This window comes from Nitrososphaerota archaeon, assembly GCA_027887005.1.
Taxonomy (GTDB): domain Archaea; phylum Thermoproteota; class Nitrososphaeria; order Nitrososphaerales; family Gagatemarchaeaceae; genus UBA183.
The window spans coordinates 59684-69777 of sequence record JAPCJI010000008.1 but is presented as its reverse complement, the minus strand read 5'-3'; the positions used below and the strand labels follow the sequence as shown (position 1 = coordinate 69777).

At 61.4% G+C, this 10094-nt stretch carries 12 protein-coding genes; 6 read left to right on the top strand and 6 right to left on the bottom strand.

The window, feature by feature from the left end:
* The 4 genes from OK438_06815 to OK438_06800 all read left to right on the top strand — a co-directional run.
* Positions 1 to 222: aminomethyl-transferring glycine dehydrogenase (locus OK438_06815; protein MDA4125139.1), on the top strand; the 222-nt coding region annotated here is incomplete at its 5' end.
* A 1-nt stretch (position 223) separates the two neighbouring features.
* Complete coding sequence (gcvPB, locus tag OK438_06810) at positions 224 to 1699, top strand: aminomethyl-transferring glycine dehydrogenase subunit GcvPB (protein ID MDA4125138.1); 1476 nt, start codon at positions 224 to 226, stop codon at positions 1697 to 1699.
* A 43-nt stretch (positions 1700 to 1742) separates the two neighbouring features.
* Positions 1743 to 2054, top strand: coding sequence for an iron-sulfur cluster assembly protein (locus OK438_06805; protein MDA4125137.1), 312 nt, complete (start codon positions 1743 to 1745; stop codon positions 2052 to 2054).
* A gap of 109 nt (positions 2055 to 2163) precedes the next feature.
* Positions 2164 to 3192 (top strand): hypothetical protein, encoded by a 1029-nt coding sequence (locus OK438_06800; GenBank protein ID MDA4125136.1) that lies wholly within the window; start codon positions 2164 to 2166, stop codon positions 3190 to 3192.
* On the opposite strand, the gene metG is transcribed toward OK438_06800, so the two are convergent.
* Genes metG through OK438_06775 form a run of 5 tightly spaced genes read right to left on the bottom strand, consistent with a single transcriptional unit; the run spans position 3193 to position 8197 of the window.
* Positions 3193 to 4854 (bottom strand): methionine--tRNA ligase, encoded by a 1662-nt coding sequence (gene metG, locus OK438_06795; protein ID MDA4125135.1) that lies wholly within the window; start codon positions 4852 to 4854, stop codon positions 3193 to 3195.
* Between the two features lie 42 nt (positions 4855 to 4896).
* Positions 4897 to 6129 (bottom strand): adenosylhomocysteinase, encoded by a 1233-nt coding sequence (locus OK438_06790; protein ID MDA4125134.1) that lies wholly within the window; start codon positions 6127 to 6129, stop codon positions 4897 to 4899.
* Position 6130: 1 nt separating this feature from the next.
* Positions 6131 to 6868, bottom strand: coding sequence for an MTAP family purine nucleoside phosphorylase (locus OK438_06785; GenBank protein MDA4125133.1), 738 nt, complete (start codon positions 6866 to 6868; stop codon positions 6131 to 6133).
* A complete protein-coding gene (locus OK438_06780) occupies positions 6855 to 7391 on the bottom strand; it encodes an adenine phosphoribosyltransferase (protein MDA4125132.1) in 537 nt (178 codons plus the stop codon). The genes OK438_06785 and OK438_06780 overlap by 14 nt, the downstream gene beginning before the upstream one ends.
* The gene (locus OK438_06775; protein ID MDA4125131.1) at positions 7391 to 8197 is read right to left on the bottom strand and encodes an S-methyl-5'-thioadenosine phosphorylase; all 807 of its coding nucleotides are present in this window, start codon (positions 8195 to 8197) and stop codon (positions 7391 to 7393) included. Before OK438_06775 ends, OK438_06780 begins: the two co-directional genes overlap by 1 nt.
* A 97-nt stretch (positions 8198 to 8294) precedes the next feature.
* Here OK438_06775 and OK438_06770 point away from each other — a divergent pair, with 97 nt between their 5' ends.
* Both OK438_06770 and OK438_06765 read left to right on the top strand, forming a co-directional pair.
* Positions 8295 to 8711, top strand: a complete 417-nt coding sequence (locus tag OK438_06770) for a translation initiation factor IF-2 subunit beta (protein ID MDA4125130.1) — start codon at positions 8295 to 8297, stop codon at positions 8709 to 8711.
* 1 nt (position 8712) lies between these two features.
* Positions 8713 to 9024 (top strand): DUF424 domain-containing protein, encoded by a 312-nt coding sequence (locus OK438_06765; protein MDA4125129.1) that lies wholly within the window; start codon positions 8713 to 8715, stop codon positions 9022 to 9024.
* Here OK438_06765 and dnaJ read toward each other — a convergent pair.
* Positions 9021 to 10094, bottom strand: a complete 1074-nt coding sequence (gene dnaJ, locus OK438_06760; protein MDA4125128.1) for a molecular chaperone DnaJ — start codon at positions 10092 to 10094, stop codon at positions 9021 to 9023. The two genes, OK438_06765 and dnaJ, sit on opposite strands and share 4 nt — an antisense overlap.

Genomic DNA, 10094 nt, shown 5'->3' with positions numbered 1-10094 from the left:
CCTCACTTCCACGGTTCCTTCTTCAAGGAGTTCGTCGTATCCTACGACAGGGCTAACGCGTCGAAGGTGTTCAAGCGCCTGGCGAAGAAAGGGGTCCTCGGAGGGTACCCAATGGACAGGAGCTTCGGCCTCCGCAGCCAAGCCGCGTCCTTCTGCGTCACCGAAGTCCACACCCGCGAAGACATCGAAAAGCTCGCCGACGCGATCGAGGGTTCGATCTAAGATGGCCAAGTTCAGGCAGGCCTACTGGAACGAGCCGCTTCTCAAGGAACTCAGCAGGCCAGGTAGAGTGGGGATGCTGGTCCCGTCCGACGAGCAGATCAGGAAGAAGGCAGGGGTCCCCGGTTCCCTTGTCCCCGCCTCGATGAGGCGCGAATCGGTGAACCTCCCGGAGCTATCGGAGCTCCAGGTCCTCCGACACTTCAACAGGCTCTCTCAGATGAACTTCTCCGTCGAGCTCGGCATGTACCCCCTGGGGAGCTGCACCATGAAGTACAACCCCAAGGTCTCCGAGATGATCGCTTCCTCCGACTCGATGAAGCAGGCCCACCCCCTGCAGCCCGAGGAAACCGTCCAGGGACTCCTTGGCATATTCTACGACCTTGAGCGTTCGCTCAGCGAGATCACCGGGATGTCCAGGTTCTCACTGTCCACCGCAGCCGGGGCCCAGGGCGAGTTCGCAGGGGTCCTGATGATCCGCAAGTACCTACGGGACCACGGTGGAGCCTCGAAGGACGAGATCCTCGTGCCTGACTCCGCCCACGGCACCAATCCGGCGAGCGCTGCCATGGCAGGTTTCAAGGTCGTCAAGGTCCCCTCCGACTCGACAGGCCTCGTAAGGGCGAAGACCGTGGAGGAGCTCACTTCCGAGAGGACAGCTGGCATGATGTTCACCGTCCCCAACACCCTCGGACTCTTCGAGAGCGAAGTGGCTGAAGTGTGCGACGCCGTCCACCGTGCCGGAGGCCTAATGTACTACGACGGGGCCAACATGAACGCCCTCCTCGGGAGGGCCCGTCCAGGGGACATGGGATTCGACGTGGTCCACCTCAATCTTCACAAGACCTTCGCCACCCCCCACGGAGGCGGAGGGCCTGGAGCGGGGCCGGTCGGAGCGACCCGGAAGCTGGCGGACTACCTCCCCGTGCCTGTGATTTCAGAGAAGCGGGGCCATTATTCCCTCGACTACGGACTCAAGAATTCCATCGGGCCGCTCAAAGGATTCGTGGGCAACTCGGCGGTCCTGCTCCGCGCCTACGTCTACATTTCTCTCCTGGGTTCGACCGGCCTCTCAAACGTCTCATCTCTCGCTGTGCTTGCCGCGAACTACCTGTGGAAGAACCTGGACCCGGGGGCCTTCCCCACGTCTCACGGCAAAGGCCTCCACAGGAAGCACGAGGCCGTCGTCTCCGTCAGGAGCGAACTCCCTGGCGGCGCCATGAAGGTTGCGAAGGCCATCCTGGACAGAGGAATGCACGCGCCCACTGTCTACTTCCCCCTGATCGTAAGCGAAGCCCTGATGATCGAGCCCACGGAATCCGAACCCCTGGAGATGCTGAACGAATACGCCGAATCCCTGAACGCCATCTACAGATCGATGAAAGACGGCACCCTGGGAGAAGTGCCCCGGAACACCAGCGTCGGAAAGGTGGACGAGGTCAAGGCCTCCCACCCGCTCACCCTGAAAGTCCATTGGTAGACCCAAAGGTCATATATCCTCCTGGAATTCCCGAAGCGCCACCGTGGAGAGCGACCTGACGAAGCGCGTTTCGGAGCGCCTCGACGAACTCATCGATGAAGAAACTTCGAGGAAGTACGGGGAGCTGAACATCATCACCGAGGTCACCGAAATGTCCGAAGGCTCGGTGCGGGTGAAGTTCAGGACGCTCTCTGCCTACAGCCCCCTGGCGGTCGACACGGGGAGGAGCATAAGACAGACGGCCCTCTCGACGGATGGAGTGAAGTCAGTCCGCGTGGAGTGCACCGGCCACATGATGGATGAGCTCGTCAACAAGATCGTGAACAAGGAAGACGCGAAGCCGAACCCGGCCTAGGTCCTCCGGGGCGCGCAGAGGACTCAACGTAAACAAAACTGAATCTTTTGTGAACTAAATTGACTCATGGGTTTGTAAATCCCCAGCCCTAACTACGCCTGCCCCGGCAATGTCAGACAATATTCATGCAGAAATCACAGCGGTAGGAATAGGGAGCGCAGGCAGCAGGATCGTCTCGCTCCTGAGCAGAAGGTCCCTGCTCATCGACAAGTTCGCCTATGTGTCGTGCGACAGAGGAGACTTCGCCTTCGTGGAATCTGACGAAACGACGCTCATCGACTCTCCCGTGGACCAGAAGCTGACGCCAGCTCTAGTCAGGGGCCTCGCGTCCAGGTCGCTTTCCAAGATCGTGGAAGCGCTCTCGGGGTCCAAGGTGGTCTTCGTGGTGGCCGGCCTCGGGGGCGCGACGGGCAGCGGCCTCGCCCCTCTGGTGGCTGCTATCGCGAGGGACTGCGGCGCCACGACAGTGGGCGTTGCGGTGATGCCCTTCGAGTTCGAGAAGAAGATGAAGTTCTACGCGGGAGTCGCACTCAGGCGTCTCAGGGAGGCCTCGAGGGGAGTAATCGTCGTCGACAATGACACGCTGATGAGGTCCGCCCCCGACGACTCGACCCTCACCGCCGTCTACGACACGGCCAACAAGGAAGCGGTCAAGGCGCTGGGTTCGCTTCTTTCGAAGGCCACGGGACCATCCGTCCCCGTAGGGCTGAACAAAATACTCGGGACGGTGCTCCAGGATGGGTACTCTCTCCTGGGCGTGTCCAACAGCGGCTCCTTCGACAAGGCCGAAGAAGCCCTCGCCGGGGCCGTCGTGTCCATTGGCAAGCTCGCCGAGGCAAAGGAAGCAAGCAGGGCCGTGGTGATGCTCAACGGCGACGCGTCTCTCTCCGGCCAGGAGGTCGGCCTCGTGGTCAAGCGCCTCGGGTCGATGCTCAACAACCAGGCCGTGGACGTGGAGTACGGCGTCAACTACTCGGGGACCACCCAGCTCCAGGTCAGCCTCTTGGCGTCCGGGTTCACGTCGACGAAGTACGATGACTACGACCCTCTGACCAAGGCCCTGAAAGGCAGGACCATGGACGACGAGATGGACTCTTCGCTTCTCGAAGGCCTGGAAAGCATCCCGGCCTGCGACTAATCAGCCAAGAAGAACCCGCACTTTCCCAAGGTCTTTGTCTTCGACCTTTCTGAAGATGGGCGCGGGGTCTCCTATCCTCTGGCCGGCCTTCACCCTTAGCTCCGCTGCCTTCTCCCATCCGTCGCTCTGGAGGGGAGTCCCAAACCCAAGCTGGGCCCAGATCTCCGCAGAGCTGAAGGGGACGAACGGGGCGAGCAGGGTGGCGAGGCCTGCGACCAGGTTGCAGGAGTAGTATATCGCGGTCGGTTCATCCTCGCCCTTCTCCCAGGGGGCCTTGCGCTGGAAGTACCGGTTGCATTCGGCAGAGAAGTCCAGGACCCTCTTCAAGGCCCTGTCGTAGTGCCCCCTGTCAATCAGCTCCCCGGTCTCCTTCACCGCGTCTCTGAGCGCCTCGACCACAGCTTCCTCCTCGTCCCCCGCCTTCCCGGGGGCTGGGATTACTCCCCCGTGGCGGTTCTTGACGAAGACCAACGACCTGTAGACGAAGTTGCCTATGCTCGCAACCAACTCGTTGTTTATCTTGTCCCCGAACTCCTGCAGGTCGAAGTTCGCGTCTGACTGGCTGTAGGGCACGATCCTCGTCAGGTAGAACCTCAGATAGTCTGGCGGGAACCGCTCCACGAAGTCCCTGACCGTGATCATCCAGTGCTTGCTCCTGGAGATCTTCTTTCCGGAGAGAAGCAGGTGTCCTCGTGTGGGGATGAGGTCCGGGAGTTTGTACTCCCCCTCTCCCATCCTCATGCTCGGGAGGAACAGGTAGTGGTGATAGACGATATCCTTGCCTATGAAGTGGTAGACCCTGGCCCCGTTCCAGTACTCTCTGCCTTCTTCACCTTCCTTCCCCGCCGCCTTCAACGCGGCGGTGATGTAACAAAGATGGTTGTCGAACCAGCCATAGAGCACCTTTCCCTCCGCCTCCTTGAGCGGTATCGGGACCCCCCAGGAGATGTCCCTGGTGATGTCCCAGTCCTGGAGCCCGTCCTTTATCCAGTTTAGCACGTAGTTCCTCGCATCTGGCTGCAGGTCCCTGTTCCCGTTCAGCCACTCCTCGAGTCTCTTGGAGAAGGCGGAGAGCTTGAAGAAGTAGTGGCTGCTCTTCCTCATCACCGGGGCCCTCCCGCAGATGGAGCAGTGGGGGTTCAAGACTTGGCCAGGCTGGAGCGTCCTTCCGCAGTTCTCGCAGGCGTCCGAATACTGGTCTTCAGCCCCGCAATAGGGGCACTTGCCTTTCACATACCTGTCAGGAAGGAATTTCTTGTCGTATTCGCAGTAGAACTGGTCGACCTCGGACACGAAGATGAACCCGTTTTCATTGAGTTTCGTGAAGAACCTCTGGACTAGCTGAACGTTCTCAGGCGAGCTCGTCCTGTCGAAGACGTCATAGACTATCCCGAGCTTCTCAAGGTCGTCCCTGAACCTCTTGTTCCACTCGCCGGAGTACTCGCTGGGTTGCTTTCCCTTCTTCTCCGCGGCGATGAGGATCGGGGTCCCGTAGTCGTCCGACGCGCAGACCTGGGAGACCTCGACCCCCCTCAGCTTGAGGTACCTGTAGAGGATGTCCGGAGGGAGATGAGTGCTCGCAACATGTCCGAGGTGGAGGTCGTCGTAGGCGTAGGGCAGCGCGGCTGTGATTATGACCCTGTTCTGGCTGAGCTCATCCACCGAGTGAAACGGCCGACCGCGCGGTTTTAACCTTTCCGAGCTCTAGAGCTCCCAGCTCTTCGCATATTCTTTCTGCTCCTCCGTCTGCGTCCCTATCGAGACCCCCATGGACTTCAGCGCAGCCCTCGCGATCTCGTCCTCGGCCTCTGGCGAGACTCCGTAGACCTTCTTCTCCAACTGCGAATGGTTGTCGTGTAGGTGCAAGGCCGCCATGAACTGGTTGGCGAAGGACATCTGCATGACCTCCGGCGGGTGCCCCTCGGCCGCCACCAGGTTCGCTATCCTTCCCTTCCCCACCAGGTACACCTTCTTCCCGCCTGGGAGCGTCACCTCATCCACATGGGTCCTGACTGCCTTCACACTGGTGCTCTTCGAAAGGAGGGTCTTCACGTCTATCTCCACGTCGAAGTGCCCTGCATTGGCGAGAATCACGCCCTCCTTCATCTTTGCTATGGCCTCGTAGGGAACTACGTTCTTCTGGCCGGTAGCTGTGATGAAGAGCTCGCCCCCTGCCGCAGCTTTGGTGATGTCCGAGACCTCGAAGCCGTCCAGGTGCGCTTCAATCGCCCTTATTGGATCAATCTCCACCACGGTCACCCTGGCGCCCATGCCCTTCGCCCTCATGGCGACCCCCTTGCCCACCCAGCCGTAGCCCACGACGACCACGCTCATCCCCGCGAGGAGCAGCGCAGTCGCCCGCATTATGCCGTCCAGGGTGCTCTGCCCGGTGCCGTACCTGTTGTCGAACAGGAACTTGGTCTGGGCGTTGTTGACCGCTATGACAGGATAGGCGAGCTTCCCCTGCGCCTCCAGCGCCCTGAGCCTCATCACCCCCGTCGTCGTCTCCTCCGACCCTCCCACGATCCCCTTGGGGCGCGACCCCAATGCCGCCACGTGCAGGTCGGCTCCGTCGTCGATTAACTGCTCGGGGCCTGCGGCCAGGACTTGTTTGAGCGCCCAGTCGTACTCCCTGACGGTCTCCCCCCTCCAGGCCCAGACGTCCGTCCTGGTCGAAAGGTATGCCGCGATGTCGTCCTGAGTCGACAGAGGATTCGCCGCCGCCAGCTTGACCTCTGCTCCGGCCTGCAGCAGCACGTCTATCAGCACCGACGTCTCCTTGGTCACGTGGAGGCACACCCCCAGCTTCACCCCCTCCAGGGGGCGTTTCCGAGAGTACTTCGAAGCAAGCGTGGTGAGGGCCCCCATGTGGGCCTTGGCCCACAGAAAGTTCTCCTCCCCTACCGTGCTCAGCCCCTGGTCCGCCACCTTTGTCATGTCAGTCCGAACCCCCTGATTCGAGGCGCTTTATCGTTGCGTCTATGAGCTCCTTGACCACCATCCCCGTCTTCTTCATCACCTTCACGACTTCCTCATGGCTCACTTTCTTCTGTATCCCGGCTGCCCAATTCGTCGCGATGACCACCGACGCATATTCCATGTCCTTCTCGTTGGCGAGCACCACCTCCGGGACCCCCGTCATGCCCACCACGTCCCCCCCGAGCTTCCTGTACATCCTGATCTCGGCCGCTGTCTCGAACCTCGGCCCCTCGGCGCAGACGTACACCAGCCCCCTGCTGAGCCTCACTCCGAAGTCGTCCCCCGCCCGACCGAGGGCCCGGTTCAGCCCCGAACTGTACGGATTGGTCATGTCGGTGTGTGTCACCTCCTCGGAGAAGAACGTCTCGTTCCTTCGTTTCGTGAAGTCAAGGAACTGGTCCACGAGCCCGATCCTTCCCACCCCGAAGCCGGGTTTCATCGACCCCACAGCGCTCGTCGCGATCACCTTCCTCACCCCGAGCTTCTCCAGGGCTGCCAGGTTGGCCCGGTAGTTTATCATGTGCGGAGGGACCGTATGCCCAGGCCCGTGGCGCGGAAGGAAGTAGTACCCCCCTTCCCCCGACCGGTAGACCTGGGCAGAACCGTACTTTGTCTCCACTTTCTCCGGCACCGAGACTCCGAAATGCTCCGTGACGCCGGTGCCGGTGATTACTCCGAACCTGCTATTCCGAGTCATACTTTGCCAGCGAATCAACCTTGTACCCGGCGAGCTTGTCCCTTCCTTTCAGATAGGCAAGCTCCGTGACGAAAGCGAAACCCACGACCTCCCCCCCCAGCTTCTCCACCAGGCTCCCTGCGGCCCTCGAAGTCCCCCCCGTCGCGAGCAGGTCGTCCACCAAGACCACCCCCTCCCCCATCGAAATCGAATCCGCGTGGATCTCCAACCCCTGTCTGCCGTACTCGAGCTCATAGTTCTGGCTCAGCTTCTTTGCCGGCAGCTTTCCCACTTTCCTCGCAGGGACGAACCCGACCCCCAGCCTGTCCGCGAGCGGAGCTCCGACTATGAACCCCCTTGCCTCGATCCCGACCACCTTGTCCAGCTTCTTCCCCTTCCACCTCGCTTCAAGCTCCCTGGTCACCCTGCGAGACAGCTTCCCGTCCTTCCACAGGGTCGTGAGGTCTTTGAACGGGATTCCCTTCTTCGGGTAGTCAGGGACAGTCCTGATCGCCTTCTTGATGTCCTTCTCGAGCCTGTCCATCAGGCGCTCAACCTCGCGTGCTCCAGCGCCGAACCGCACTCGCAGCTGCGCTTCCGTGGCAGCTCCTTCACAATCTCTACGATGAGCTCACGAAGCCGCCCCATGTTCCTGTTGAACACCTTGATCACCCCTTCGTGGGAGACCGGCTTCACCCTGGGGTCGCCCTCCAGCCCAGAGTCATAGTCGGTGGCCAGCGAGATGTTGAGGTAGCAGATCTCCTGCTCTCTGGCCAGCACCACCTCCGGGTACTGGGTCATGTTGATGACGTCCCACCCCTGGCTCCTGAAGAACCTGCTCTCGGCCTTGGTGGAGAACCTCGGACCCTGGATGACAACCACAGTGCCGGTCCCCCTGACCCTCATCCCCAGCCGTTTCGCCGCATCCGCTGCGACCTGCCTCATCTGGGGGCAGTATGGCTCGGCCGTGCTCACATGGGTCGTCTCGGGCCCGTCGAAGAACGTCTCCTCCCTCCCGGCCGTGAAGTTCACGAACTGGTCGCAGATCACAAGATCCCCAGGCTCGATCTCAGGCTTCAGGCTCCCCACCGCGTTCGGCGCGACTATGCGCGACACGCCCAGCTGCTTGAAGGCCCGCACGTTCGCCCGGTAGGGCACCTTGTGGGGTGGATACTGGTGGCGTACACCGTGCCTCGGAAGGAACGCAACTTCCCTCCCCTCCAACGTCAAGAGGTTGACTCTGCCGCTGGGCCTCCCATAGGGAGTGCTGACCGTGACCTCTCTCGAGTTCTTGAGGAAGCTGTAGAAACCTGAGCCGCCAAAGACGCCGATTTCCGCCCTCGGCTTCACGGGTCGCCCTTGGCCCTTTGCGATTTAATCTTTTGAGCGGACGTAGCCCCCTCCTATCCGAGAAGAGTTGAAATACCCAAGAGGGAGGAATCGCCCGATGCCTCATTCCTACGACGAGCTGCTTTCAAGGGCAAGGTCGGGCCTCGACAAGGACGCCAAGAAATCGGGCGCCCTCCGTCTCGAGCTCCCTGAACCGGACGTCATCTGGGTCGGAAACAAGACGATATTCCGCAACTACGCCGAGTTCCCGAAGCTGCTCAGGCGGGACTCCCCCAGGGTGCTGATGTACCTCGCCAAGGAGCTGGCTACCGCCGCCTCCCTCGACGGCGAGCGTGCGATATTCATAGGCCGGAAGGACAGGGACTCTTTCTCCCAGCTGCTCCAGAGGTACGTGAAGGACGGGGTGATATGCCCCGTATGCGGGAGCCCCGACACCCACCTCGAGAAGGACAAGAGGATGTGGTTCATGGTCTGCGAGGCCTGCGGAGCCCGTTCGGTAGCAAAGGTTGCATAGCATGCCCGGCCGAGGTTTTGCGGTCAAGACCGCAGAGTTCAGGGGCACGGTCCTGGTCAACATCTGCGACGAAGAGCTGGTCGGGAGGAAGGTCAAGGAGGGAAAGCTGGAGGTCCACCTGTCGAAGGAGTTCTACTCGGGCGAGGTGGTCGACAGGGGAGAGGCGCTCAGGCTGATAAGGACCTGCTCCATCGTGAACCTTGCCGGCGCCAGGTCCGTGTCCCTGGCCGTGGACAACGAAGTCGGCGCTCCCGAAGCGATCCGCGAGATCGAGGAGGTTCCTTTCCTCATGATCTACAAGTTCGCCGGCTAGTTCGCTTCGCTGAACTTCTTCAGGAGATCCTTCTGGGCGCCGCTTAGGTTCCTCGGCACCTCGACTCCGACCTTGACGTACTCGTCCCCCTTCCCCCAGCCGCCATACTTCGGCAGTCCCTTGCCCTTTACCTTGAAGACCGCCCCGGGCTGGGTCCCCTGAGGGACGCTCAACTTCACGTCTCCGTACAACGTCGGCACCACTACCTCGGTCCCCAGGGCCGCCTCTGCGATCCCGACCTTTGTCTCCATGAAGACGTCGCCCTCGCGCCGCGCGAAGAGCCTGTGGGGCGCCACGTTCACGACGACGTAAAGGTCCCCCGGAGGCACTCCGTTCTCCCCGGCGCTGCCCTCACCCCGAAGTCGTAGCGTATGCCCGTCCTCTACTCCGGCCGGAATCATCACCCGTATTTTCCTTGTCTTCTGGACCGTCCCCTTCCCTCTGCACTCCTTGCAGGGAGACTCGACGATGTACCCCCGTCCTCCGCACCTGCTGCAGGCCGTTATCCTCACCAGCCTCGCGAAACCAGCCGACTGTACCTTCTGGACCTGGCCCGTCCCACCGCAGACGTTGCAGGTCTGGGGAGAGGTCCCCGGCCTGGCCCCGCTGCCGTTGCAGTTGGAGCAGACCTCGCTCCTGGGCACCTCGATCTCCCGGGTGGAATCTTCCACCAGCTCCTCCAGGCCGACCTGCAGGTGGTAGGTCAGGTCCTCGCCCCCGCTCACCCTTTGGTCCTGTCCTCCCCCGAAGAACTGGGCGAAGATGTCGTCGAAGCCACCGAACCCTGCGCCCCGGAAGAACTCCCCGAAGTTCACCCCCCTGAATATGTCCTCCTGGCTGTACCTCTGATAGACCCCCTCCCGTCCGTAAGAGTCGTACTGCTTCCTCTTCTCGTCGTCCGACAGTACGGCGTAGGCCTCGGATATCTCCTTGAAACGAGCCTCCGCCTCCGGCGACTTGTTCCTGTCAGGATGGAACTGCAGGGCCAGCTTTCTGTAGGCGTTCTTGATCTGGTCCTTGGGGGCACCCTTCGTGACGCCGAGTACCTCGTAGTAGTCCTTTGCCGCCAT